Genomic DNA, 26,553 nt, shown 5'->3' with positions numbered 1-26,553 from the left:
TTTCAGTTTTTAGATTTTCACTTTCAAAAAAACTAGGAGTTAAAATCTTAAAAAAACTCTGTTACTCTGAATCTTTTAAAATTTAAGAGAACAAAAAAGCATAGACTTTTTGATACAATTCATCATCGTGCATGCCGTGTCCCAAACCTTTGGTTTCAATAAACTGACTGTTTTTCCAGTTGCTGGCAATTTTTTTTCCTTCTTCAAAAGCAACGATTTTATCAGTGGTATCGTGAGCAATTAACCCGGAAACATTAAATTGAGAGGCAAATTTTTGTCCTGAAAAATCCTCTAGTTTAAAATTGAAACGTGTTAGGAAGCGATCCTCCAAGAGAGAGTACATTTTAGTATTCAGGCTCAGCATCGAAACATAATTGTTTATCAAGATTTTTAAGTCTGAAGGTGCTCCAAGAATTACCATTTTATTGATACTTGTATTTGGAAATAAATATTGATGATATACGCAAGCCGCACCTCCAATTGAATGTCCGATAATGATAGACGGCTGGTATTTTTCTACCGCTTTGTTGATGAATTCGGCATAAAGTGGCACATTAAATTCTTTTCCACTGCTTTGTCCGTGAGCAGGGGCATCAATGGCAATAATAGTACTTCCTGACTTTTGTAAATGAGGCAATGTTTTTTTCCAGCGGGAAGAATTGCTTTCCCACCCGTGTACGAGAAGTATTTTGGTTTCATTTCCTTTCCAAATATACGTTTGAAAATGATGTTCGTTGTGATGAAAGGTTTCTGTTTCTGTATTTCTTAAAACTTTAGGTAAGTTTTCTTTCTGCAATCGACCAATTCTGGGCTGACTAAAAAGTGCGTAGGAGAGCGCTATGGCTTTTTGTGGTCGAACATGGCTTAAGAAATTGATGTATTGTCCAACCGATTTTACGGTAATAAAACGTATTCCTTTTTTAATTCCCAAAACAAGTGGTTTAATGATGAAAAAATATAACTATTTGCGATCTGATCTAAAAAAGTTCGCCACGAATAACACAAATTTAGCATGAATTTTTATTCTTAGATATAAAGAAAATATAAATTAGTGAAATTAAGGAAATTCGTGGCAAAAAAAAGTCCCGATTAGATCGGGACAATGTTATTTAGAATTTAGAGAACAATTGTTCCATTTTTTCTTTTTCTTCTTCAGCCAATGCGCTGTCTACCAAAATTCTTCCAGAGTGCTCATCAGTAATGATTTTCTTTCTTGAAGCAATTTCAACCTGCGTTTGAGGCGGAATCGTAAAGAATGATCCTGCAGAAGCACCTCTTTCGATAGAAACTACAGCCAAACCGTTACGAACACTGGTTCTGATTCTGTTGTAAGCAGCCAATAATCTTTCTTCTATCTGAGCCGAAAATTCAGCAGATTTCTCAGACAAGAAGATTTCTTCTTTTTGAGTTTCTGCCATAATCGCGTCTAATTCAGATTTTTTATGTTTTAAATGCGAACTTTTAGCATCAAGTTTTTCCTTTAAATTAGAAATAACTTCTTTTTTATGCTCGATAGAAGCTTTCATTTCTTTGATTTGCTTTTCAGCCAACTGAATTTCTAATTCTTGAAATTCAACTTCTTTAGTCAAAGAATTAAATTCTCTATTATTACGAACTGATTCTTGTTGTTTTGTGTATTTTTTGATAAATTCTTTGTGCTCATCAATAGCATTTTTCTTTGCTTTGATTTGCTCTTCAACCACCTCAAGTTCACTTTTCAGTTTCTCTGAACGCGTGCTTAAACCTGCAACTTCATCTTCTAAATCTTCAACTTCTAATGGAAGCTCTCCTCTTACGTTTCTGATTTCGTCAATTCTAGAGTCAATAAGCTGTAAATCGTATATTGCTCTTAACTTGTCCTCAACACTTAATTCTTTCGTATTCGCCATATTCTATAAGTACTTAACTGGATTTGTATTTTCTTCTGATAAAATGATGGCAAAATTAAGGATTTTTTTTCGAAGATAATCAACAATATAGTTTTTTGTATAGCGTTCACTCTCAAAATGACCAATATCTGCCAAAAGCAACTTGTTTTCGGCTTCATAAAACTGATGGTATTTTAAATCGGCCGTCAAAAAAACATCCGCTCCCGCTTCAATAGCATTTTTTATCGCGTAACTTCCAGAACCTCCTAAGACCGCTACTTTTTTTATTTTTTTTCCTAGAAAGGCAGAATGACGGATACCATCGGCTATCATTTTGTCTTTCACGAAAGTGAGAAACTCTTTTTCATCCATTTCTAACGAAAGTTCACCAATCATTCCTAAACCAATATTTTGATGAGAATTTTCTAAAGTATAGATTTCATAAGCTACTTCTTCGTAAATATGATTCGAAAAAAGCGCTTTTAAAATTTTAGATTGTAAATGTTTTTCAAAAATAACTTCTGTTTTTATTTCGGTTCCAGTGTGTAGTTTTCCTCTTTCTCCGATTACAGGATTACTCTCTTCGTTTCCTTGAAAAGTAAAAAAACCTTCGGTATTAAAACTACAATTGTCATAATTACCAATTGTTCCCGCACCAGCTTCAAAGAATGCATTTCGTACCTTTTCAGAATTATCAGGAGTGGTATAAGTGACTAATTTTTGAATAAAATTTAGCTTCGGAATTAAAACTTTCGTATTGGTTAAACCCAAAGCATCACAAAAGATTTTGTTAACGCCCTGCGAATGATTGTCCAGCGCAGTATGAACGGCATAAATAGCAATATCATTTTTGAGGGCTTTTAAAATCGCGCGCTCGACATAGTTTTTGCCCGTGATTTTTTTAATACCCGAGAATAAAATTGGGTGAAAACAAACTACCAAATTGCAATTTTTAGTAATCGCTTCTTCGATAACATTTTCCAGGGCATCATGGCAAACCAATACGCCCGTAGTTTCGGACTGAGAATCGCCAACCAAAAGGCCTACATTGTCAAAATCTTCGGCGTAAGCCAAAGGAGCCATTTCTTCGAGAACTTCGATGATATCTTTGATTTTCATTTTATATTTTGTTTCAAGTTTCAAGTTTCAGGTTTGAATTTGAAACTTAAAACAAATTAACGAAAAAAATTATACTTTCGTAAAATGAATCTACTTCGAAAAATACTTTTCCCGTTTGCCATTTTATATGGATTTATTACTTCGTTTCGGAATTTTCTTTTTGATAAAGGAGTTCTAAAATCTACTTCATTTGATATTCCTGTAATTGCAGTAGGAAATCTAAGCGTTGGCGGAACCGGAAAAACCCCTCAGATAGAATACCTGATTCGATTATTATCAGATCAATATAAAATTGCAACTCTAAGTCGTGGCTACAAACGTCAGTCTAAAGGTTTTGTTTTGGCTAGTGCAACTTCAAATGCATTAATTTTAGGCGATGAACCTTTTCAGTTTTATCAAAAATTCCCTAACATTCAGGTGGCGGTTGATGCCGATCGTACCAACGGAATTATTCAGCTTATTTCTCAGCAGGAAAAACCGCAAATAATTTTGCTTGACGATGCATATCAGCACCGAAAAGTAAAAGCTGGTTTTTATATTTTGCTTACTTCCTATGGAGATTTATACGCAGATGATTGTATGTTGCCCACTGGAAATTTGCGGGAGAGCAGGAGCGGAGCTAATCGTGCCAATATTATTGTTGTGACCAAATGCCCGAAAGATTTGCCAGATGAAATACAAAATGATATTAGAAAAAAATTAAGGATTAATTCTTCGCAACAACTGTATTTTACTGGTATCGATTATGATGATTTTATTGGTAATCAAGAGAAAAAAATAGCGGTAAGCGACATAAAAAAAGAACCAAAGCTTCTTTTGGCGGGTATTGCAAAACCAAAACCTTTTTTTGATTATTTAAAAAATAAAAACGACGAATGTCTTACGTTTCCTGATCATCATCATTTTTCTGAAGCTGATATAGAATCGATTTTGATCAAAGCACAAGGCAAAAAAATTGTCACTACCGAAAAAGATTATGTACGATTGAAAGATTCTAAATTGGCGACGCAATTGTATTATTTGCCCATAAGAAGTCATTTTCTGGGTAATAAGCAAAATTTTGATGCAACAGTTTTAGAATATGTTAAAAGGAGTGCTAATTTGAATTTTGAAAACCTCTAACAAGGATCAAAATATTTGGCAATTGTACTGTAGAATTCTTCTGGTACAAATGGTTTTGTGATAACATCGTTCATTCCGTAAGATAAAAGTGTATCTCTGTTTTCGTTAAGCGAAATAGCTGTTAGGGCAATAATAGGTGTTGTTTTGTCAAATTCGCGTATTTGTTTTGTAGCTGTCGTTCCGTTAATTCCGGGCAAATGTACATCCATCAAAATCATATCAAATGGTTTTACTTTTAGTAGTTCTACAGCCTCTTCGCCGTTGTCTATTATTTGGCAGGTGACAGCTTTGTTCTCGAGCATTTTTCTTGTAATCATCTGATTGATTTTGTTGTCTTCAACTAACAAAATAGATTTATCGCGCAACTGCAAATCATTGTAAGATTTAGCTTCTGACGCACTGAGTAACGGCTCGTTATTGATTTGGAGTTTTAACTTAAAGTTAAAAGTAGATCCTTTTCCAATTTCACTTTTTAAGTTGATCTCACCACCCAAAATTTCGATCAATTTTTTTACAATCGTAAGTCCCAAACCCGTTCCGCCATATTTTCTGTTAATTTCGACCGAACCTTGAACAAAACTTTCAAAAACAGTTTGCAATTTGTCTTCAGGAATTCCGATTCCGTTATCGATAATCTCAAAATAAATAGTAGCTTTTTCATCCTCAATCGAATGTAATTTTGCGATTAAATTCACATCTCCGTTTTGTGTAAACTTCAATGCATTGTTAATCAAATTCATAATGATTTGAGATATTTTGGTAGGATCGCCAATCAAATGATCGGGTATCGCTTCGTCTATTTCTAAGTTGAAATTGTTTTTGTTGGCTGCAGCCAATTCTTCGAGGGAACGCTGAATGTTAACCAATAACATTTTTAGATTAAAACCAATGTTTTCAATTTCTATTTTGGTCGAATCTATTTTGTTAATTTCGAGAATTTCATTGATAAAATTAGTCAAGTAATTGCCGGAAAATTTTAGAGATTCCAAATACTTTAATTGTGATGGATTTGGATTTTCTTCTAGTAAAAGATGTGTGATTCCGTTAATGGCATTTAAGGGCGTTCTGAGTTCATGGCTTACTGTCGATAAAAATTCAGAACGTGCTTTTGAGGCTTCTTCTGCTTTGTTTTTGGCCAAAATAAGTTCTTTGTTTTTCTCTCTTAAAAGTAAATTGCTTTGATTTCTAATGATGTTGTTCTTGTATAAAGCCAGACTCAGTAAAGATAATATTGAAATTAAGGCAATGGCAAGAATACTGATAAGTTTTGAGTAACGATATGTTTTGATCTGAATTTTTTCTTCGTTTTTTCTTTTTAATTCATTGTCTTTTAGTGTTTTATATTCTTCAGAATTTAAGTTGTTGTTTTTAAGTTTTAAAATATACTTTTCTACAACATAATATTCATGTAGATAATGGAAAGCGTTTTGATATTCTTTCTGATCTTTATAATATTGACTGATTGCCAATAATATTTTTGATTTTTGTTTGAGATCACTACTTTTTTTGCTCAAATTGAGAGCACTATTAAAATAGAAAAGTGCCGAATCGTTTTTGCGAAGTTGCGTTGGTTCTAAATTAAACTTTTGGTAAATAGTGCCAAGTTTGAAATGTTGATTGGCTAAAACCTCAGATTGTTTTTTTTTTGTACAATAAGCTATCGATTGTTTGGTGAGGTCGATAGCTTTTTTATAGTTTTTCTCTTTTAAATTTTTAGTAATGAGTTCATTGTAATAAGCAATGCTATCTGTATTCTGTTTGGTTTGAGAATACAAAAATGAATTTAAAAAACTAAAAAGAATAAAAAGTCTGTACTTCATGTTTTGTAAGCCTACTTGACATTGAATATTATTTTTTTCTTATCAGTAAAATCAAATCTATCAATCTCGACGAATACCCAATTTCGTTATCATACCATCCCACAACTTTTACCATTTTATCGATAACAGAGGTGAGTTGAGCATCAAACAAACACGAGTGTCTATTGCCTATTACGTCGACCGAAACGATTGGATCTTCTGTATAATCAAGTATTCCTTTCAGAGTACTTTTTGATGCTTTCTCAAAGGCTTCATTGATTTCTTCGATAGTTACAGCACGCTTTACATTAAACGTAATATCGGTTAATGAGCCGTCTGGAACAGGAACTCGAATCCCGCAACCTCCAATTTTATTATGCAAGTTAGGGAAAATTTTTGTTAATGCTTTGGCTGCACCAGTAGTTGTTGGCACAATTGATTGACTTGCACCTCTGGCTCTTCGTAAATCCTTGTGTGGTTGGTCATGCAAGCTTTGGTCTGTGGTGTACGAATGTATAGTGGTAATATACGCCTGCTCAATGCCACATAGCTCATTAATGATTTTGATCATCGGAGCAGCGTTGTTGGTTGTGCAACTTGCATTAGAAACAATATCTTCTTCTCCGTCTAAAATACTTTCATTAACTCCTAAAACAACTGTTTTTATGGTATCTACTTCTGATGGAGCAGAAAGAATTACTTTTTTAGCTCCAGCGGTAATATGAGCCTGTAATTCTTCATGCGTTTTATATTTTCCGGTAGATTCTATCACAAAGTCTATAGCATTGCTTTTCCAGTCAAGATCTGCTATTTTTTTTTCGTGAAAAAACAAATAATGTTTCCCATCTACAATAATTCCTTTTTCGTCATGACTTACGGGATAAGGTAAGACACCGTGAATGCTGTCATATTTTATCAAATGTGACATGGTTTTTTTGTCGGCAATATCATTGATAGCAATGACTTCAATATCAGGGTGGTTGATTAATAATCGAAATAAATTTCGACCTATTCTACCAAAACCATTAATAGCAATTCTAGTTTTCAAACTTTTTGATTATTCGGTTAATTGTTCCAACGATTAATTGGTTAATCACTTAATCAGGTTGGTGATTACACGATTAACCAATTAAACGAATAAACTTTTTTTATAAAATGTGTTTTTGCGCTTTATAAGAAGAACGCACCAAAGGCCCGCTCTCTACATGACGGAAGCCCAATTCCAGACCAAACTTTTCATATTTGGCAAATTGATCCGGCGTGATAAATTCCTTTACAGGTAAATGTTTTTTACTGGGTTGCAGATATTGCCCAATAGTTACGACATCTACATTTGCATTTCGCAAGTCGGTCATAGTCTGAAAAACTTCTTCTTCAGTTTCGCCAAGACCCAACATAATGCCCGATTTGGTTCTGTTGATTCCTTTTTCTTTCAAGTAGCGTAAAACTTCGAGACTACGATCATATTTTGCCTGAATACGCACTTCTCTTGTTAAACGTCGAACGGTTTCTAAGTTGTGTGAAACCACTTCGGGATTGGCTGCTACAATTCTGTCTATATTTTTTTCAATTCCTTGAAAATCAGGAATTAAAGTCTCAAGAGTGGTGTTTGGGTTCATTCTACGAATCGCTTTCACGGTTTCTATCCAAATAATAGAACCTCCATCTTTCAAATCATCTCTGTCTACACTTGTAATTACAGCATGTTTGATGTTCATTATTTTTATAGAGCGCGCTACTTTTTCAGGTTCGTCCCAATCTACTGTTTCGGGCCTTCCTGTTTTTACACCACAAAAGCCACAAGAACGCGTGCAGACGTTACCCAAAATCATAAATGTAGCTGTCCCTTCGCCCCAGCATTCGCCCATATTTGGGCAACTTCCAGAAGTACAAATGGTATTTAAGCTATATTTATCAACCAAACCACGAAGTTCGGTATATTTTTGTCCAATAGGAAGTTTAACTTTTAACCATTTAGGTTTTCCTGTTGGTATATTTTCAGTAATAGTTTCCATATATTTAAATTCAAAATGCAAAGATAAGCATTGTAGTTTATTTCAAGATTGGTTTAGAGGTTATTTTGATAAGCAGCCTTTTTTAGTTATCCAATTAAAAAATTTACAAAAGAATTAAATGTTAAAATGCTTAATTGAAGTATGTTATATTGTTAATTTTTTTGTTTTTTAAACTATTATTTCTTTAAAATATTAGTATTGTAAATTGTTTTAAGATTTAGGAAAAATAAGTACCTTTAAAGTGAAATTCTTTAAGCTGATAAAATTTTATTCGGCATTAAAATTGTAGTACATTTGGTGTTAAATAATTAAAAATAAAAAATGAAAAAGAAATTTATAGTTTTAGGAGTGTTGTTTGCCATGTTTGGTGTTACAAAAATGAATGCGCAAATTAATCTGGGAGACAGAGCTATGGGAGCTGTTTCTAAAGGGATTTCCGGATTTACTTTTAGTGATGCTGATGCAGCAACGTTGTCGAAGGCAGCTGTAGCTCAAATGGATAAAGAGCATGAAGTTGCGGGACCAACAGATCCTTACACCTTGAGATTGAACAGGGTTTTTGGGAAACATACCGCTGGAGACGGATATACTTTGAATTATAAAGTGTATAAAATAAAAGAGGTGAATGCTTTTGCCACAGCAGATGGCAGTGTGCGTGTTTATTCTGGCTTGATGGATATCATGGATGATAACGAATTACTAGCTGTAATTGGTCACGAAATTGGTCACGTTGCCAACCACGACTCCAGAGATGCGGTAAAGGCTGCTTATCAAAAAGAAGCGCTAATAGATGCTGTAGCGTCTCAATCTAAAACTGTTAGTACGCTTACTGATAGTGAATATGGAAAAATTGGTAGTGCGATGATTGATAGCAAACATAGCCGTAAACAAGAAGCCGAAGCCGATTTGTTTTCGTATGATTTTTTGAAAAAAAATGGTTATAATGTAAACGCCGAAGAATCAGCATTTAGAATTTTGGCTAAAATGAGTGAAGGTGCAGAAGCTTCCTTTATTGATCAGATGATGAGTTCGCATCCGGATTCTAAGAAAAGAGCTGAGGATGCAAAAATGAGAGCAGAAAAGGACGGAATGTACAAGCCTTATGTGCAGCAAAAAATTGTAAATACGGTACCTGTTCCAGCTAAGAAAAAAGCAGTTAAAAAAACAGCTACTAAAAAGAAATAATTTTTAGTAAAAAAATAAAACCCGACATATTCCTTCAAATGTGTCGGGTTTGCTGTTTTTATGGGTTATTCTAAAACGTGATGTGCTAGTACTTTTTGCACTTCATAAACATTTACAGATTTATTAAATTGTTTGATGATACTGGGTTGCAATTCGCTCGAAACCCAAATTTTTAATTCGGCATCGAGATCAAACGTACCTGCTGTTTCTACACTAAATCTTGTAATACTTTTGTATGCAATAGATTTGTATTCGGTTTTGCTTCCTGTAAGACCTTGTTTGTCTACCAAAATCAATCGCTTGTTGGTAAAGATAAAAGTATCTCTGATGAGTTTGAAACCCATTTCGATTTCTTCATTTGCCGTCAAAAGCTGACCGTAATTTTTAATTAATTCTTCTTGATTCACAGCGCCTGCGTTACCAAGAATAGCAGAAAATATTCCCATTTTTTTGTTTTTTTAATTGAATTGTTGCTTTTTACTTTATAAGTTGTAAAAATAGAAGTTTTGAATATGTTTTACGAATTAACTTTCAATTTTATTAAAAATGGTGTTAGAATCAGAGCAATCATTAAAGCCGAAATTATAAAAACAATGGCGTTTCCGATCGCATTAATGTTGAAGTTAACTGATATTCTTATTATTAGAATAAATAAAGCTAATAGTGCTACAATAAGCCAATATTTTTTATTGGGATAAGACTTGTAAATTTTGTTTTTTGGCATCTTTAATATTGAGAGTATAATGACCAACATTCCCACTAAAGAACTTAAATGTTGTGCGATTTTATAGTACGGAATTTCAAAATCAGCAATATAGATAGTGTTTTGAAGAACCTTAATTTCATTGACAAAATAACCGGTTTCGTGAGTAAAACTGTCCCAGAAAAGATGAGAAGCAATTCCGATTAGAAAGGAGATGATTATGACAATCCAGTTTTCTTTGAAATAATCATTCCAATTAAATTCGGTAAAAAATAAAACTCTTGATTTAATTATTTTAGGTAGATTATAGAATAAACTGTTGCGAACAATATTGTGAAAGACAAAAGCTAGTAAAAGACCAAGAGGTAAATCAAACCAGAAAATTCCATAAATAGCATGGCTGTAAGTGCTTTGAACTTTCATTCGAAGAAAATATTCAAAATCTGGAGTTAGGGTGCCAATAATAAGGCCGGTGAGAGAAAACCATTTTTTGGGTAAAAAATGTAGAGGTAAAACGATTGCTGGATGCGAAAAAGTAAAAGGCATTTATGAATTTGATTATTTTTAAAAGGTAAATTTAAAATTTTAGATTGATGATATAAAAAAAGCAGAACCTAAATTCTGCTTTTTGCTTTTTATTATTCTGCTTCCGTTTTTATTGTAATTGGAAGGCTGTATAAGGTTCGTACTGCTTTTCCGTTAAGAATTCCAGGACTCCATTTTGTTTTTATTGATTTTAAGACACGAATGGCTTCTTTTCCGATACCGTATCCTGGGTCATTTTTTACCATGACGTCAGTGATAGAACCATCTTTTTCGATCACGAAAGTAACATATACTTTTAATGTTCTTTCGGCATCTAGTTCCGGTCTGTTGAAATTGTTACCAACATAAGTGTAAAATTTGCTCATTCCTCCAGGAAATTCAGGCATTTTGTCTAGCACGCCTGGTGCAACCGGATCATTTGTCGGAGCTGCTGGTAGTAAGGCTTCGCCACCACCTGTTGATGGTAATACATTAGTAACTCCTGTAGTTCCAGTGGCCGAAGTATTGTCTGAAACAGGCACATTGTTGGTATTGGTAGCAATTTCTGTTATTGCTTGCTCCGTAGAAACGATTTCCGGGTTTACCAACTGATCTGTTTCTGATGAAGTTGCGGCGGCTTGTTGCTGTTGCTGAATTGGTTCTTCTGTCCTAGGTTGCTCAATTCGAGGCGTTAAATCGACTGGTGTAATAGGTTCGGTAAAAGCTTCTGGTGGACTAGGCACAACATCGGTACCGCTAAATTTACTAACCAAAGCAGATACGCTTCCAATAGTTGCTATAATCAGCAAGGCCATGAATAATGCTGCGAATGAATTTTTTGAGGTTTCTTGGCGCAATTGATAAGCACCGTACTCTTTGTTTTTGTTCTCGAAAACAAGGTCAGTCCATTTGGTTTCGTAAAGGCTTAATTTTGACATAATTGATTGGATTTTAAGGTTAAGTAACATTAAATCATAAGCATCATTTTTTGGTTGGGACTCATTACGAAATCGATTGAGTTTTTATTAAGTTAGTATTTAGATAATTAAGAAAAAAGATATTAATATCTTAATCTTTAACTAAAGATAATGAATTATCTATTACGTTCGATGATTTCTGCTAATAATTTTTTAGCGCGAAGTAATTTTACTTTGACATTACTCAAAGGTTCATCAATTTTTAATGCAATTTCCTGATAACTCATTTCCTGAAAATAGCGTAACTGAATGACTTCCTGATAATGTGGTTTTAGTTCTTTAACACATTGTAGTAATCGGGAGAGGTTTTGCTCCTTAATTAAAGCATCTTCTGCAGACGGAGTGGTGTCGGCAATATTGTAAGCTTGTTGGTCTTCGGCGTCTGTGATTTCTATAAAAAGATTGGTTTTTCTTTTACGTAACAAATCAATATAGACATTTTTTGCAATAGCAATTAGCCACGTGTTAAATTGAAATTCAGAGTTGTATGAAGCAATTTTGTCAAAGGCTTTGGCAAACGTTTCAATTGCAATATCTTCTGCTGTGGTTTCGTTTTCGGTGCGTTTTAGCATAAAACCGTACACTTCATTCCAGTAATAATCTAATAAAAAAGTGAAGGCTATTTGGTCGCCTTTTTTTGCTTTTTCTATTTTAGAATTTATTTCCAATGTACAGGTTTTGAAAAGATATTAGTAATAAAGATATTAATTTGTGTAAATATAAGCGCTATTTCTAAAACGGGAAACCAAATTTTAATATCGTGTTCCTTTAGTTTGCCCGCAGAAAAACCTACTACAATCCATGCAATGGTGTAACGTGTGGCAAGCAAAGCCAGTACAGCGATCCATTGAAATTGGAAAGCCAATAAAACGATAACTGATAAAAAGAAAAATAATTGTGAGCTGTAGAAAATTCCCAACTGAATTTTATCAAAAGCTTTGTAGTAATTTGCTGTAGTAACGTGTCGTCTTTTTTGGGTGAACCACTCTTTGTAGCTTTCTTTTGGTTTTGAATACGTAAAACTTTCGGGGATGTACGAAATAGAAGTATTGGCTTTATTGGCAGCCTGATTGATAAATAAATCATCGTCTCCAGAACGAACCTGAATGTGTTCGATAAAACCATTTACATTAAAAAATTCTTCTTTTTTATACGCTAAGTTGCGACCAACACCCATATATGGCAAGCCTACTTTTGCCCACGAGAAATATTGTAGCGCGGTACAAACGGTTTCAAAACGAATGATTTTATTCAATAAAGAACGCTCTATTTTTTCATAACCTCCATATCCTAAAACAATGGTTTTATTCATTGTAAATTGAGAAGTCATTGCCGTGATCCATTCTGTAGAGGTTGGGTAACAGTCGGCGTCTGTAAATAACAAATACTCTTTTTTGGATGCTTTTATTCCTAATGTCAAGGCATATTTTTTGTTGCCCCAAAAGGCTTCGTTGTTTTGCACTTTTACCAAACGAATATTAGAATATTGTTTTTCAAATTCTTCAAAAACTTCTAATGTTTCGTCACTGGACGCATCATCAATCAAAACAATTTCGAAATCAGGATAATTTTGCTGGGCCAGTAGCGGAATAAAGTTTTTTACGTTTTCTTCTTCGTTTTTGGCACAAACAATTACAGAAACCGGAAGGTTTTTTTGTGTGATTTGTTGCGGTTTAGCAAATGCAAATTTTCCAAAGATTCCTAAATAATAAGCAATTTGGATTACAACAATAGCAATAAAAAAGTAAAAAGTAATTGTAAGCATCTGATTTTAATGTCTTTTAATTTCAAGTCTTGCGCGTGCAAATGTACTTATGAATTCTTAATTTTCAATACTTAAAACCAATTTACTTTCGGCATTTAGACATTTCTTTTGCAACGGCAATAGCCTGAGGGTTTTCGGTTTTTTCTAACGCTGTGATTATGTTTTTATAATTAGTATCATCTCTGTTCTGAGACATTTTTTTAGTGGCTTGGATTTCATCAATTTCTATTTCAAAAGCATAGATTCCTCTGGCTTCGCGCATAGTTTTTTCAGACAAATCCTCGATGCGTACTGGGTTTGCAGAATTGGCTTCGTATTTGTCTACTAATTTTTTTAAAGATGCAATTGCTGCCTCTTCGTCTACAATTTTTATGCGTCCGTAAACATGTACGGCAATATAATTCCATGTCGGTACATTTTCGTGGTCGTACCAAGACGAAGAAATGTACGCATGTGGTCCTGTAAAAACCGCCAAAACCTGATCGTTTTCTGCAAAGCCTTCCGCTTGCGGATTGAGTTTAGAAAGATGTCCCTGCAGAATTTCTTTTCCATCGGCATTCATCTCTAGCTCTATCGGAATGTGAGTTGCACACAACTTTCCGTGAGTTTGATTGATTAAAATTCCAAAACTATTTTCTTTAAGAAAAGTTCTTATGGCTTCCTGATCTTCGTTTTTATAGAGGTTGGGTGTGTACATAACAATTTTTTGTCCTTAATTTAAAATGTCTTTATTATAAATTTGTGTTTTAAATCACATTGACTTCTGCTTCGATAGCGATGCCAAATGTTTCAAAAACAGTTGTTTGAACGGCTTTTGAAACTGCCAAAATTTCCTGACCTGTAGCATTACCATAATTGACCAAAACCAACGCTTGATTTTTATGTACTCCTGCATCGCCAAAACGTTTTCCTTTAAAACCTGCCTGTTCGATCAACCATCCGGCGGGTACTTTTACTTCGGTTTCTGAAACTTCGTAGAATTTCATTTCGGGAAATTTTTGATGAATAGGTTCAAAATCTGTCTTTAATAAAATAGGGTTTTTAAAAAAACTGCCGCTGTTTCCTAACTCTTTCGGGTCGGGTAATTTGCTTTGTCTAATGGCAATTACGGCATTGCTCACGTCTTTTAGGGTGGGAGCAGTGATGTTGTTTTTTGCCAATTCGGTGGTAATATCACCGTACGAAATATTTATTTTATGATTGCGTTTGGTGAGTTTGTACACTACCGAAGTAATGATGTATTGGTCTTTGGCTTTGTTTTTGAAGATACTTTCGCGATAGCCAAAATTACATTCGGCATTGGTGAAAGTTTTTGTTTTCTGAGTGTTGATGTTCATGGCGTTGCAGGAAACAAAGGTGTCTTTTATTTCGGTTCCGTAGGCGCCAATGTTCTGCACGGGAGTGGTGCCAACGTTGCCCGGAATGAGCGACATGTTTTCTAAACCTCCAAAATTATGGTCAATTGTCCAGAGAACAAAATCATGCCAGTTCTCGCCAGCCTGACTTTCTACCCAAACAAAATCATCGTTTTCTTCGATTATTTTTTTGCCTTTTAAATCAATATGAATCACCAAAGCATCAATATCTTGGGTCAAAAGCATGTTACTGCCGCCGCCTAAAATAAATTTTTTCTGCGTTTTGTTTTCCTCTAAAATACTTTTTAATTCAGCTATCGAATGCACAGCGATAAACTGTTTTGCCTTGGCTTCGATACCAAAAGTGTTGTGGTTTTTTAGAGAAAAATTAGATTGAATTTCCATAAATAAAAGACTTTTTTGAAGAATTGATTCCGACTTCAAAAGTAAGGATTATAATTTATTTGTGTTGAATTTTGAAGAAATATCCAATAGGGACTTTGGATGTATTTCTTCAATAAAATAAATAACGTTTTGCGGCTAGTTGAAAGAGCAAAGCAATACGTAATATGGCGTTGCTGAATTTTATACTTTAAAAAGATCAATTCTTTTCATCCAAAAGATATCTGATGCTAAGAATTGTAATTTTGTTTTGATTATTTGGTCTGTTTTGTTTCTTGGAGATTTGATGATCAATCGTGCTTTGGTGTTGGTAAAGTCGAGAGTATGTTTGTCGTCAAAATCTTTTTCTTTATCAGCAAAAAATGAAACCAAGTTGTTTGCTATCGTCCAGTTTCCTTTGCCGTATTTATTGCTCTCGGGCGGAATTCCGGACTTAATATTTGAATAGTAGTGGAAGAAAAATGTTCCGTCTGGATTTAGCGTCAGATTGTATTCGAGTAAATGAGTCTCTTTGTTTTCGAGTTGAAGCGTGTAGTTACCAACCACTTTTTCTGCCTGAGCGAAACAGGTGAAACTAGTAATAAAAAATATAATTGTAACGATTGCTTTCATGTTTTTTATGGCTAATTGCTAAAAGGGAGGTGTTTTTTTGCCTAGTACTTCTTTTTATTACAAACGAAGTTATGGAAAATTTTGTTACTGTTTTAATTGATGCGTTTTCCATACGTTTTCAGACTTTATGCATTTATATAGAGACTGCGTAACTATATTTTTTAGTTATAACTTTGTCGGTATTCGATTGGTGTTAAACTGGTTTTGGTTTTGAATAATTTGCTGAAAGATTGTGGGTATTCAAAACCTAAATGATAGGCAATTTCACTAACAGTCAAATTGGTGGTGGTTAGAATTTCTTTGGCTTTTTCGATAAGTTTATCATGTATGTGTTGTTGCGTATTTTGGCCGGTGAGGTTTCGCAACATATCACTTAAATAAGAAGAGGAAACATGGAGTTCGGTGGCTAGTTTTTCGACCGTTGGTAATTTTAAATCGGAATTATCACTAAAATAATTTTCTAAAAGATGCTCAAAGTTGGTTAGCAAGTCATTGGTTGCCATTTTTCGGGTAATAAATTGCCTGTTGTAGAAACGGTTGCAGTAACTTAAAAGTAACTCGAGATTGGAGACGATCACGTCTTGACTAAAATTATCTAATCTCGAATTTATTTCTTTTTGGATGTTTTGCACAAGGGCTTCCAGCGTTTTTTCTTCCTCTTCTGAAAGATGCAGTGCTTCGTTTACTCCGTAAGAAAAAAAGCCATAATTTTTGATTGCCTTGCCCAACTGATATTGCCTGATGAGGTCAAGATGGAACAATAATGACCAGCCATCTGTATTTCTATCTTCTTCGTTATCAATACTAATGATTTGGTTGGGTGCAATAAAAGACATTGTGCCATCATCAAAATCATAGAGATTTTTACCGTATTTTAATTTTCCTTTAAAACTTCGTTTGATGGATATATTATAAAAATCTAAAAGCAGTTTTTGAGACGAAGGCAGATTGTTTTTTTGGGTTTGAGCATGATCAATTATGGTAATTAGAGGATTTAATGGACTTGGTAAGCCCATAAAAGTGTGTAATTCTTTTACCGAAACAATTTTTTTTATGTTTTGTTCTGTGTTTTTCATCATCAAAAATGAGCAGGCAGCATTATTTTACTGCCTGCTAGTATGTAAATTTAAGCATTTAAAAAATCAACTCCTGCACTACTTCTGTCCATCGTCATGATTTCTAAAACATTTGCAGGATATTCTACAGGTAATTTGCTGACTTCGTTTAACAAATCTAATTCTTCTTTTGTAAATGCAACCGCAACGGCTTTTAGATTGTCCTGAAGCTGATGTAATTTGGTAGCACCAATAATCACGCTGCTTACAACGGGCTGATGTAATAACCACGCCAATGCCAGTTGAGAAACTGAAACTTGTTTTTGCTCTGCCATTGGCATCAGTACGTCTAATACATCATAAGCTCTGTCTTCGTGAAAAGGAGGGAAAGGAAAATTGTTTAATCGGCCTTCTTGGTTGCTTCCGTTTCTGGTGTATTTGCCTGTTAGTAAGCCACCACTTAAAGGGCTCCAAACCATCAAACCTACTTTTTGGTCAAGGAGCATTGGTACAATTTCTCGCTCTGCATCTCTTACATCTAAGGAGTAATTGGCTTGAAGAGAGGCAAATTTATCCAAATGATTGTAGTGCGAATATCCCAGACCTTTCATTAATTGCCAAGCCGACATGTTGCTGGCGCCAAAGTATCTTATTTTGCCGCTTCGTACTAAATCGTCTAGTGTTTTAATGGTTTCTTCGATGGGCGTTAAAGGATCGGCTGTGTGAATTTGATAAAGATCAATATAGTCGGTTCCGAGTCTTTTTAGGCTGGCTTCAACTTGCTGAATAATGTGTTTTTTTGAAAGACCTCTGTTGTTTTCGCCATTACCCATTGAACCTCTGACTTTGGTAGCCAAAACCAAATCGTCTCTGTTGATCGAAAGATTTTTGATGGCCTGTCCGATCATCGTCTCTGAAAGCCCTTCTGAATAAATATTTGCGGTGTCAATAAAGTTTACGCCAGCTTCTGTTACGGTTTTAATTTGTTCATCAACTGCTTTCTGATCAAGATTGCCCATGTAGCCAAAGAAGCCTTTTCCTCCGTAATTCATTGTGCCCAAACAAAGTGTTGAAACTTTCAATCCTGTATTTCCTAAAATTTTGTACTTCATCTTTTTTACTTTAATTGTGAAGTACAAAAGTCAGCAGTTTATCTAGCCTACAAGTGTTCAAAATGAAGTTGTTTGTGTTCAAAATGAAGTTTGAACACTTGTGCTTTTTATGGATGTTATTATTATTGAAGTTTAAACATGTAAATTAATTTCATCAAATATTGTTTTCAGATGCTATTATTTTTGCAAATCCAACAATGCGTGATATTGCTCAGAAATGATTTTCATGTTAAGATCGTAATTAGCGTTTTCTTCAACAAACTTTCGGTTTTGTAGAATGGCCTGATTTCGGGAAGCGGAATTTTCAAAAGTAAGTACCAATGCTTCTGCCAGTTTTTCGATATTATCAATTTCAATCAATTGTCCGTTTTGGCCGTGTGTAATCCAACTTTGATTTCCAGGAATGTCTGAAACGATGGGGTAGGTACAACACGCCATTGCCTCAAATAAAGAAGCCGAAACCCCTTCTGTAGTGGGCATGCTGATATAAATATTCGATTCTTGTAATAACTTAGGAAGCGTTGTATTGGGGATTCTTCCAGTAAAAATCACCTTGTTGTCAATTTGTAATGCTGTGGCCAAATCTTTCATAAATTGTAAACGACTTCCATCTCCCACAATGGTCAGCGAAAAATCAATTTGTTTCTGATGTAAAATTCCGAAAGCTCTCAAGATAATGTCATGGCGGTATTCGGGCTGTAAAGAGCGGGTGACAATGGCTTCAATTTTGTTTGAAGTATTGATCGAAGGTGTAAAAAGCGACAAGTTAATTCCTTTTGGAAGCACCAAAACTTTACGCATATCAACACCAATGGCTTTCATAGAAATGGTCATGACGGGACCCCAAGCGTGAATTAAATGTGCTTTTTTGAAGGCATGTTTTTGTATTAATTTCTTGAAAGGATATAAAAAAGAACCTTCCGGCCATAAATCGGTGCGGCCTTGTTGGGCAATAGCAATGGTTTTCATACCAGAAATAGCAGCGAGAAAGCCGTAACTGGTGGTGCGCTCGGCAATGATCATGTCTGGTTGTTCTTTTCGGATGGTTTTTCGAATTGAAATAGGTGCAAAGAGGTATTCCAGAATTCGTTTGAATTTTTTGCTGTTTGGAGTTTGCAGTTCCCAGGTGCAAATTTCAAAATCGCCAAATTCTTTCAGACCCTTCATCCAAGTAATGGCGTCTGCTCGGTAAGATTCTCCAAGAAAAAGTATTTTCCTTTTGTTCATCAAGTGATTTGTTTTTTGCCACAGATTAAAAGATTTAAAAGATTTTTTAATCTGTGCGAATCCTTCAAATCAGTGGCGACCTTTTTAAAATTTAAAATTCTTCTGTTTCTAAAGCGCGATTGATGAATTCGTTCAGAGGTTTTAAAGCGATTAATTTCTGACTCATTTTGGTCACAAAATCTTTTTGAGTGACTTCTGAAATATCAAATTTTTGAGCAGCAGTGAAACTTTTTAGTTTTAAGAACTCAATTGCAGGATGGTCTTTTTCGTAACCTCTTGGCGGATTTTTAAGTGCATTACTTTCGTTAATATCCAAACTGCCAAACTCTTTTTTGAAGTTTTTATCGTTCAGAATAGCTTCTAAATCATCGTAAAAAAAAGCAATTTCTTTGCGTACTTTTTTTAGTTCTTCCGCTTCAGGCGAATAAAATCCTCCAGCGATAAAACTCGCCCCTTTTTCTATATGAACGTAATAACCAGAACGATTTTGACCTTTTGCGCCAGACGAGAGCCAAACGCCCAAATGTGCTTTATAAGGTGATTTGTCTTTAGAAAACCGAATGTCACGATTGATTCTGAATGTGCAATTTTTAACTTCTAATAATTCTAAAGAAGGATCTAGCGGTTTCATCGCATCCAGAAAGTCTTGCACCAATTGGTGATAGTCTTTCTTGAAAATCTCGTATCGTTTTTTTTGGTCCTGAAACCAATCTCTATTATTGTTCTTTTTTAAATCGTCTAAAAATTGCAATGATTCTTTCGTTAGCATATTGAGTATTTATTGCAGTTGTTTTTTAAAATTTTGCTTTCGCTAAAGTAATGATTTTTAAAATTTACTAAATCACAAATTGAATATTTTGTAACTCTGATGCGTCGATTTTACAATGGCTTCGGTTCTTTCGGGATGTGTGTCTGAAATGAATAACTGGCCAAAAGTTTCGCTGTTGACCATTTCGACAATTTTAGCAACGCGGCTTTCGTCTAATTTGTCAAAAATATCATCAAAGAGCAAGATCGGTTTTACACCACTTTGTTTTTTCAAAAATTCAAATTGCGCTAATTTTAAAGCAATCAAAAATGACTTTTGCTGACCTTGTGAGCCGAATTTTTTTATGGGATGCGAATCAATTTCAAAAGACAAATCGTCTTTGTGAATGCCTACGCTTGTATAATGCAATGCTCTGTCTTTGTTGATGTTTTCTTGTAAAAGTGTCAGTAAGTCTTTTTCATACAAATGACTTTCGTAAACCAATTGCACCGATTCTTCGGCTCCTGTTATTGCTTGGTGGTGTGCCTTAAATATTGGTATAAATTGTGCGAGGAATTCTTTTCTTTTTTCGAAAATAGATTGTCCGATGCCGTTTAGTTGTTCATTATATATAGATAAGGTATCGTTGTCAAAAGTATGATTGAGCGCAAAATATTTGAGTAAAGCGTTGCGCTGCACAATTATTTTTTGGTATTGAATGAGCTGATGCAAATAAGTCGCATCGAGTTGCGAGATCACGCTGTCCATAAATTTACGTCGCGTTTCGCTTCCTTCTACAATTAAATCACGATCGGCTGGCGAAATAATTACCAGAGGAATAAAACCAATGTGGTCTGAGAATTTATCGTAGGCTTTTCCGTTTCTTTTTAAGATTTTTTTTTGCCCTTTTTTTAAACTGCATACAATTTGCTCGGTTCTTTCATTTTTTTCGAGTTCGGCATCAATTACAAAAAACTCTTCACCGTGTTTGATGTTTTGCACCGCCAACGGATTAAAATAGCTTTTTCCGTATGCCAAATGATAAATTGCATCGAGCACATTTGTCTTTCCGATTCCGTTTTTTCCAACAAAACAATTGATTTTGTGGTCGAATTCGAAACTGGCTTCGGAGAAATTTTTATAATTGAATAAAGAAATTTTGTTTAAATGCATTTTTAAGGGACTGAAATGGTAATGTTTGGCGTTTTAGAGCCGTAGTAATTTGAGGGTGCAAATTATTGAAAATTATCGATATAATGGGCTTTTAGGCTTTTTGAAGATGAATTATTTTACTGTCTAAATGAAACAACTTCTTGATATTCGAATTATTTTTTATAAAATTAGCTATAAAGTTGATTTTTTATACTTCAGTTTCAATAAAAATTTTATTTTTGCCGTTCACTAAATTAATTTTAAATGGCTACTTACAATAAAAGAGGATATAAAACACCAAAAGAAAAGGAAGTTAAAGAAGTTGTTACCGAAGATCAACAAGTAATCATTGATGAGAAAGATAGTACAACTGCCGGTGTTTTTTCAAAATTAGATGAAACAGCTTCTAAAACAGAAGACTGGGTTGCTAAAAATCAAAAAATTATTATTGGATTAGTTGCTGGTATTGCTGTTGCAACTATCGGATATTTGGCTTATCAAAAATTTATTGAAGCTCCTAAACAAGATGAAGCTGCTAACGAAATGTTTGTTGCACAACAAAACTTTCAGAAAGCAACAGAAGGTGTAGCAAGCGATTCATTATACAAATTGGCATTGAATGGTTCTGAAGGAAAATTTGGATTTGTAAAAATTGCTGACGAATATTCTGGTACAGATGCTGGAAATTTGGCTAATTATTATGCGGGTATGGCATACCTAAATACAGGTAAATTTGACGAAGCTATTAAATATTTAGGTGATTTTAAATCGGAAGATTTAATTTTAAGTGCTCTGGCCAAAGGCGGAATTGGAGATGCATATTCTCAAAAAAACAAGCAAAAAGAAGCTTTAGACTATTATGTAAAAGCAGCAGAATCTAACAAAAATGATTTTACAACGCCTCGTTTTTTATTAAAAGCAGGGAAAACGGCTTTGGCTTTAGGTCAGAAAGAAGATGCTTTGAAATATTTTACAGATATTAAAGACAATTATGATGCAACACCAGAAGCAGCTTCTGTAGATGCTTTAATTGGATTAGCGCAATAATATAATTTATGGAGTTCAGATTTTAGATTTTAGATTTGTATTTTTGCAATCTGAAATCTTAATTCTAAAATATACAGATGGCTACCGAAAATAAAAATTTATCAGAATACGATAAAAACACAATCCCAAATGCGAAAGATTTTCGATTTGGGATTGTTGTTTCTGAATGGAACGAAACCATAACCGAAGGACTTTACACAGGCGCTTTTGAAGCATTAATCGATTGTGAAGTTCCTGCTCAGCAAATTATTCGTTGGAATGTTCCAGGGAGTTTTGAACTGATTTACGGCGCAAAAAAAATGTTGCAGACACAAAATGTAGATGCCGTTATTGTTATTGGATGTGTAATTCAGGGGCAGACAAAGCATTTTGATTTTGTTTGCGAAGGTGTTACGCAAGGAATTAAGGACTTGAATGTTCAAACCGATATTCCGGTTATTTTTTGTGTTTTGACAGACAATACTATGCAACAGTCTATTGACAGAAGTGGAGGAATTCACGGAAACAAAGGAACTGAAGCAGCGATTGCGGCTATCAAAATGGCTTACATTCGTCAACAGGCTTCTATGTCACATCCTTTTAATCAGCCGTTGCTATCATCGGGGGCTCTTCAAATCGAAGAAACTCCTATGAAAATAGAAAAAGAATAAAAAAAGATTATGGATGAGTTTTTCTGTAAAACTAGGGTGTTTTGGGCAATTTCTAGAATTTTACTAACAATTTGTGTTTTCTGGAATTCCTTTAATATGTTGGAACATTATCCAGAATCAGCTGACTCTCTGATAAATATGTTTATTTGGGTTTATGCAGTATGTATGTCAGTTGTTGCTATTAATGAATTTAGAGAAACAGATTCAAATTCAGTTTTCTATTTATAGTCGGTATAGGTTCATTTGCATTTGCTCTTTTCCTTGTTTATATGACTCTTGGTCAATTAAAACCTGGATATGCAATATTGCTTTTTGCAATTTTTGTCTGGTTGGTTTTAGTGGCTTTGAAAGATATATTAGGAAATCACTTTTATATTAGGGAATAAATACATTTGCTATGAAAATACTAAGAACCTGTACTTTGTAAAATAGTACAGGTTTTTTGTTTTTTTTATGACAAGACTTATTCTGAAAGCCCATAGAAATTCATTAAATTTGTACACCTTGGTTTAGATTTTAAATCAAAAATCAAAAATCTTTAATCGACAATCAAAAATTTTCAATGTCTAGTATTATTCAATTACTTCCTGATCACGTTGCTAATCAAATTGCCGCTGGAGAAGTGGTTCAAAGACCCGCTTCAGTTGTAAAAGAATTGCTGGAAAATGCTGTTGATGCAAAAGCAACCGACATTAAATTAATCATTAAAGATGCCGGAAAATCACTGGTTCAGGTTATTGATAATGGTATGGGAATGAGTGTTACCGATGCTCGTTTGTGTTTTGAACGTCATGCCACCTCAAAAATTCGTCAGGCCGAAGATTTATTTTCACTACATACAAAAGGGTTTCGAGGTGAGGCATTGGCTTCTATTGCGGCAATTGCCCACATGGAAATGAAAACCAAACAGGATCAGGAAGAGTTAGGAACACATATTGTAATAGAAGGCAGTAAATTTGTGTCGCAAGAAGTTGCCGTTTTGCCAAAAGGAACGTCGTTTGCCGTCAAAAATTTGTTTTTTAATATTCCTGCCAGACGAAATTTCTTAAAGTCTGATACGGTAGAGTTTCGTCACGTTATGGACGAGTTTCAGCGTGTAGCTTTGGCACATCCTAATATTCATTTTACTTTTTATCATAATGGAAGTGAAATGTACAATCTGCCTGCAGCAGGATACCGTCAGCGAATTGTCGGAATCATGTCGGGTAAAACCAATGAAAAATTGGTTCCAGTTAATGAAGATACCGAAATTATAAATGTGCAGGGATTCGTTTGTAAACCTGAATTTGCCAAGAAAAACAGGGGAGAGCAATTCTTTTTTGTTAACGATCGTTTTATTAAAAGTGGTTATTTGCATCATGCTGTGATGGCTGCTTATGACGGATTGCTTAAAGACGGCTCGCAACCTAGCTATTTTTTGTATTTGCAGGTGCCGCCCAACACCATCGATATTAACATTCATCCCACCAAAACAGAGATTAAGTTTGATGATGAGCAGGCTTTGTATGCGATTTTAAGAGCTTCGATAAAGCATAGTTTAGGTCAGTTTAATGTAGCGCCAGTTTTAGATTTTGATCGTGACGCCAATTTAGATACACCTTATCACTATAAAGATGTAGAGGCAGAGACACCCACTATTCAGGTAGATGGTACTTTTAATCCTTTTACAGATGACAAAACCAATCAGCATTATGCTAAAGCCAGTTCTGGATCTGGAGGAAATTTTAGTTCGGTTTCCTATTCAGGATACAATAAAAGAGTAGAGCCAACAGCGAGCTGGGAAAGTTTGTACGTGGGTCTGGAAACAGATAACATAGAAAGTTCTCCTTTTACGTTCGAAAACGAAGAGGTAACTTCGTCATTATTTAATGATGATGAGGTAGAACAGGCTATTCATAAAACATATCAAATACATAAAAAATATATTGTTTCGCCAATAAAGTCGGGAATGGTCATTGTCGATCAAAAGCGGGCGCATGAGCGTATTTTATACGAACAATTTTTGCTGAATATGACGGTTAATCAGGCTTTGAGCCAGCAATTGTTATTTCCTTTAAATTTGTTTTTCTCGTCAAGCGAAATGAAACTAATCGAAGAATTAAAACCTTCACTCGCCACCACAGGTTTTGTTTTTGAGGAAGCCCAAAGTGATCATGTGGTGATTTCCGGAATTCCCGTAAACATCACCGAAAGTGAAGTTTCGCTTGTAATCGAACAGTTGGTGAGTGATCTGCAAGACGGAATTCCAGCGAGCAGTTACAGCCAAAATGATACCATAGCCAAATCTATGGCCAAAAGTTTAGCAGTTAAAACCGGATCTTATTTAACCGAAAAAGAACAGGACAACATTGTAAATGGTTTGTTTGCCTGTAAAGATCCTAATATTTCACCTTTTCAAAAACCAACTTTCATCACCATGCGTGTGGAAGATATTGATAAAAAGTTTGCCTTATGATGAACGTGACTCCCGTAGTAAAACAATTATTGATCATTAATATTATATTTTTTATAGGATCTCAGCTTGTGCCTGTGTCGTATGAATATTTTATGATGTTTTTTCCAGAAAACCCTGGTTTTAAGCTTTGGCAGCCTCTTACGCACATGTTTATGCACGCAGGAATTGGGCATATTGCTTTTAATATGTTTGCTTTGTATTCATTTGGTTCTACTTTAGAACATTTTTGGGGAGGAAAGAAGTTTTTGTTCTTTTACATTTCGTGTGGTTTGGGCGCTGCGCTGATTAATTATGCTGTAAATTATTATTTCTTTCAAGATGGTTTGAATACTTTGGTAAACAGTGGGTTTCCAAAAAGTACTATTTTAAATCTTTTACACGATGGAAAAATCGATACGAGATGGCAAGAGCTTTTGTCTGTTTCTCAATATCAACATTTTATAGGTTCGTATTTGGGGACTGTTTTAGGGGCTTCAGGGGCTGTTTACGGATTGATGGTGGCCTTTGTGTTTATGTTTCCTAATGCTGAGTTAGGACTTTTGTTTATTCCTATTCCGATAAAAGCGAAGTATTTTGTTCCAGGTTATATCCTTTTATATGATGGGTTCTTCGGAATATTTGGAAACTCATTTTTGGGACTTAACGACGGAGTAGCACATTATGCACATATTGGAGGAGCTTTATTTGCCTTTCTGATTATGTGGTATTGGAAAAAAAATCAATTTAATAAAAATCGTTGGAATTAATTTTTAATTTAGATAAAAAATAGAAAACCAAAAGAAAGTCTGTATGAATATTTTAGATGATTTAAAATTACAATATAAATTAGGAGGTATCGCAATGCGTGTTATTTACTGGAACATTGCTTGTTTCCTGATTTCTTTGGTATTCTTCTATGAATATTCGGGAGGTGGTTTTGCGTATCCAAATTGGCTTGCACTATCATCAGATCCAAATGCGTTTATGTTTAAACCATGGACATTTTTAACGTATGCATTTTTTCATGCTACATTTTTTCATTTACTGTTTAATATGATGGTCTTGAATTTTGCCAGCAATTTATTTATGACCTTTTTTACTCAAAAGCAATATTTAGGATTGTACATTTTAAGTGCTATTTTTTCTGGTGTTGTTTTTTCGTTGAGTTTTTATTTTTTAAACGTTGCAGGATCTATTGTTGGAGCCTCCGCTGCAATTATGGCAATTTTAGTTGCCGTAACAACCTATCAGCCATTAATGAATGTAAGTTTGTTACTAATTGGCAATGTTAAACTTTGGCATATTACGGCAGTAATTCTGGTTCTTGATTTAATGCAGTTTCGTTTAGATAATACCGGCGGACATATTTCACATTTAGCTGGAGCTTTTTTTGGATTCATTTTTATTAAATTACTTCAAAACGGAATTGATTTGAGTAAGATAGTCTCCAAAATAATAGATTTTTTCGTAAATTTATTCCGAAAATCCCCTTCGACCCCTTTCAAAAAAGTACATAAAAATTACAAAAAACCTACAGAAAAAACGCCATCAAAAATTGTTACGAAAGATAAAACGCAACAACAGATTGATGAAATTTTAGACAAAATTAGTCAGTCTGGCTATGATTGTTTAACACAAGAAGAAAAAGAATTTCTATTTAAAGCTGGAAAATAATCCATTA

At 34.4% G+C, this 26,553-nt stretch carries 26 protein-coding genes; 7 read left to right on the top strand and 19 right to left on the bottom strand.

The window, feature by feature from the left end:
- Positions 1 to 82: 82 nt before the first annotated feature.
- The 3 genes from LNP22_RS01505 to LNP22_RS01495 form a co-directional block, all read right to left on the bottom strand.
- Complete coding sequence (locus tag LNP22_RS01505; protein WP_229974993.1) at positions 83 to 931, bottom strand: alpha/beta fold hydrolase; 849 nt, start codon at positions 929 to 931, stop codon at positions 83 to 85.
- A 178-nt stretch (positions 932 to 1,109) separates the two neighbouring features.
- Entirely contained in the window at positions 1,110 to 1,889 is a 780-nt protein-coding gene (locus LNP22_RS01500) for a zinc ribbon domain-containing protein (RefSeq protein ID WP_229974992.1), read from the bottom strand.
- Positions 1,890 to 1,892: 3 nt separating this feature from the next.
- Positions 1,893 to 2,987 carry a Nif3-like dinuclear metal center hexameric protein gene (locus LNP22_RS01495; RefSeq protein WP_229974991.1) on the bottom strand — a complete coding sequence of 365 codons (1,095 nt, stop codon included), beginning with the start codon at positions 2,985 to 2,987 and terminating at the stop codon, positions 1,893 to 1,895.
- 84 nt (positions 2,988 to 3,071) lie between these two features.
- On the opposite strand from LNP22_RS01495, the gene lpxK reads away from it, so the two are divergent.
- The gene (gene lpxK / locus LNP22_RS01490; protein WP_229974990.1) at positions 3,072 to 4,109 is read left to right on the top strand and encodes a tetraacyldisaccharide 4'-kinase; all 1,038 of its coding nucleotides are present in this window, start codon (positions 3,072 to 3,074) and stop codon (positions 4,107 to 4,109) included.
- Here lpxK and LNP22_RS01485 read toward each other — a convergent pair.
- The 3 genes from LNP22_RS01485 to lipA form a co-directional block, all read right to left on the bottom strand.
- Positions 4,106 to 5,929, bottom strand: a complete 1,824-nt coding sequence (locus LNP22_RS01485; protein WP_229974989.1) for an ATP-binding protein — start codon at positions 5,927 to 5,929, stop codon at positions 4,106 to 4,108. The two genes, lpxK and LNP22_RS01485, sit on opposite strands and share 4 nt — an antisense overlap.
- A 28-nt stretch (positions 5,930 to 5,957) precedes the next feature.
- Entirely contained in the window at positions 5,958 to 6,956 is a 999-nt protein-coding gene (gene gap / locus LNP22_RS01480; RefSeq protein ID WP_210667352.1) for a type I glyceraldehyde-3-phosphate dehydrogenase, read from the bottom strand.
- Between the two features lie 100 nt (positions 6,957 to 7,056).
- Entirely contained in the window at positions 7,057 to 7,923 is an 867-nt protein-coding gene (gene lipA, locus LNP22_RS01475; protein WP_229974988.1) for a lipoyl synthase, read from the bottom strand.
- A 321-nt stretch (positions 7,924 to 8,244) separates the two neighbouring features.
- On the opposite strand from lipA, the gene LNP22_RS01470 reads away from it, so the two are divergent.
- Positions 8,245 to 9,108, top strand: a complete 864-nt coding sequence (locus LNP22_RS01470) for a M48 family metalloprotease (protein ID WP_229974987.1) — start codon at positions 8,245 to 8,247, stop codon at positions 9,106 to 9,108.
- A 65-nt stretch (positions 9,109 to 9,173) separates the two neighbouring features.
- Here the strand turns inward: LNP22_RS01470 and LNP22_RS01465 are convergent, their stop codons facing one another.
- From LNP22_RS01465 to recF, 13 genes are all read right to left on the bottom strand, one after another.
- Entirely contained in the window at positions 9,174 to 9,554 is a 381-nt protein-coding gene (locus LNP22_RS01465; RefSeq protein ID WP_229974986.1) for a PH domain-containing protein, read from the bottom strand.
- Positions 9,555 to 9,625: 71 nt separating this feature from the next.
- Positions 9,626 to 10,357 (bottom strand): DUF4184 family protein, encoded by a 732-nt coding sequence (locus LNP22_RS01460; protein WP_229974985.1) that lies wholly within the window; start codon positions 10,355 to 10,357, stop codon positions 9,626 to 9,628.
- Positions 10,358 to 10,449: 92 nt separating this feature from the next.
- Entirely contained in the window at positions 10,450 to 11,274 is an 825-nt protein-coding gene (locus LNP22_RS01455) for an energy transducer TonB (RefSeq protein WP_229974984.1), read from the bottom strand.
- 155 nt (positions 11,275 to 11,429) lie between these two features.
- Positions 11,430 to 11,981 carry an RNA polymerase sigma factor gene (locus LNP22_RS01450; protein ID WP_229974983.1) on the bottom strand — a complete coding sequence of 184 codons (552 nt, stop codon included), beginning with the start codon at positions 11,979 to 11,981 and terminating at the stop codon, positions 11,430 to 11,432.
- Complete coding sequence (locus tag LNP22_RS01445) at positions 11,972 to 13,078, bottom strand: glycosyltransferase (RefSeq protein WP_210667345.1); 1,107 nt, start codon at positions 13,076 to 13,078, stop codon at positions 11,972 to 11,974. The genes LNP22_RS01450 and LNP22_RS01445 overlap by 10 nt, the downstream gene beginning before the upstream one ends.
- A gap of 82 nt (positions 13,079 to 13,160) precedes the next feature.
- Complete coding sequence (locus LNP22_RS01440; RefSeq protein ID WP_229974982.1) at positions 13,161 to 13,775, bottom strand: FMN-binding negative transcriptional regulator; 615 nt, start codon at positions 13,773 to 13,775, stop codon at positions 13,161 to 13,163.
- 49 nt (positions 13,776 to 13,824) lie between these two features.
- Positions 13,825 to 14,838, bottom strand: coding sequence for a UDP-N-acetylmuramate dehydrogenase (gene murB, locus LNP22_RS01435; protein ID WP_229974981.1), 1,014 nt, complete (start codon positions 14,836 to 14,838; stop codon positions 13,825 to 13,827).
- A 180-nt stretch (positions 14,839 to 15,018) separates the two neighbouring features.
- Entirely contained in the window at positions 15,019 to 15,447 is a 429-nt protein-coding gene (locus LNP22_RS01430; RefSeq protein ID WP_229974980.1) for a hypothetical protein, read from the bottom strand.
- Positions 15,448 to 15,608: 161 nt separating this feature from the next.
- Complete coding sequence (locus tag LNP22_RS01425) at positions 15,609 to 16,526, bottom strand: helix-turn-helix domain-containing protein (RefSeq protein ID WP_319624841.1); 918 nt, start codon at positions 16,524 to 16,526, stop codon at positions 15,609 to 15,611.
- Between the two features lie 47 nt (positions 16,527 to 16,573).
- Positions 16,574 to 17,614 (bottom strand): aldo/keto reductase, encoded by a 1,041-nt coding sequence (locus tag LNP22_RS01420; RefSeq protein WP_229974979.1) that lies wholly within the window; start codon positions 17,612 to 17,614, stop codon positions 16,574 to 16,576.
- Between the two features lie 177 nt (positions 17,615 to 17,791).
- Complete coding sequence (locus LNP22_RS01415; RefSeq protein WP_229976343.1) at positions 17,792 to 18,841, bottom strand: glycosyltransferase; 1,050 nt, start codon at positions 18,839 to 18,841, stop codon at positions 17,792 to 17,794.
- A gap of 91 nt (positions 18,842 to 18,932) precedes the next feature.
- A complete protein-coding gene (locus tag LNP22_RS01410) occupies positions 18,933 to 19,610 on the bottom strand; it encodes a DUF2461 domain-containing protein (RefSeq protein ID WP_229974978.1) in 678 nt (225 codons plus the stop codon).
- Positions 19,611 to 19,682: 72 nt separating this feature from the next.
- Positions 19,683 to 20,762 carry a DNA replication/repair protein RecF gene (gene recF / locus LNP22_RS01405; RefSeq protein ID WP_229974977.1) on the bottom strand — a complete coding sequence of 360 codons (1,080 nt, stop codon included), beginning with the start codon at positions 20,760 to 20,762 and terminating at the stop codon, positions 19,683 to 19,685.
- 243 nt (positions 20,763 to 21,005) lie between these two features.
- On the opposite strand from recF, the gene LNP22_RS01400 reads away from it, so the two are divergent.
- The 5 genes from LNP22_RS01400 to LNP22_RS01380 all read left to right on the top strand — a co-directional run bounded on the left by LNP22_RS01400 (position 21,006) and on the right by LNP22_RS01380 (position 26,546).
- Complete coding sequence (locus LNP22_RS01400; protein WP_210667338.1) at positions 21,006 to 21,788, top strand: tetratricopeptide repeat protein; 783 nt, start codon at positions 21,006 to 21,008, stop codon at positions 21,786 to 21,788.
- Positions 21,789 to 21,865: 77 nt separating this feature from the next.
- On the top strand, positions 21,866 to 22,438 hold the full coding sequence (gene ribH, locus LNP22_RS01395; protein WP_229974976.1) for a 6,7-dimethyl-8-ribityllumazine synthase: 573 nt from the start codon (positions 21,866 to 21,868) through the stop codon (positions 22,436 to 22,438).
- A gap of 562 nt (positions 22,439 to 23,000) precedes the next feature.
- Positions 23,001 to 24,893: a DNA mismatch repair endonuclease MutL gene (mutL, locus tag LNP22_RS01390; protein ID WP_229974975.1), complete on the top strand. Its 1,893-nt coding sequence runs from the start codon at positions 23,001 to 23,003 to the stop codon at positions 24,891 to 24,893.
- Positions 24,890 to 25,639 carry a rhomboid family intramembrane serine protease gene (locus tag LNP22_RS01385; protein ID WP_229974974.1) on the top strand — a complete coding sequence of 250 codons (750 nt, stop codon included), beginning with the start codon at positions 24,890 to 24,892 and terminating at the stop codon, positions 25,637 to 25,639. Before mutL ends, LNP22_RS01385 begins: the two co-directional genes overlap by 4 nt.
- A 43-nt stretch (positions 25,640 to 25,682) precedes the next feature.
- Positions 25,683 to 26,546 carry a rhomboid family intramembrane serine protease gene (locus LNP22_RS01380; protein WP_229974973.1) on the top strand — a complete coding sequence of 288 codons (864 nt, stop codon included), beginning with the start codon at positions 25,683 to 25,685 and terminating at the stop codon, positions 26,544 to 26,546.
- Positions 26,547 to 26,553 lie beyond the last annotated feature (7 nt).

The organism is Flavobacterium flavipigmentatum (assembly GCF_020911905.1).
Classification (GTDB): Bacteria; Bacteroidota; Bacteroidia; order Flavobacteriales; family Flavobacteriaceae; genus Flavobacterium; species Flavobacterium flavipigmentatum.
Note: the sequence above shows the minus strand (reverse complement) of the source record. Positions and strands in the feature narration are given on the sequence as shown.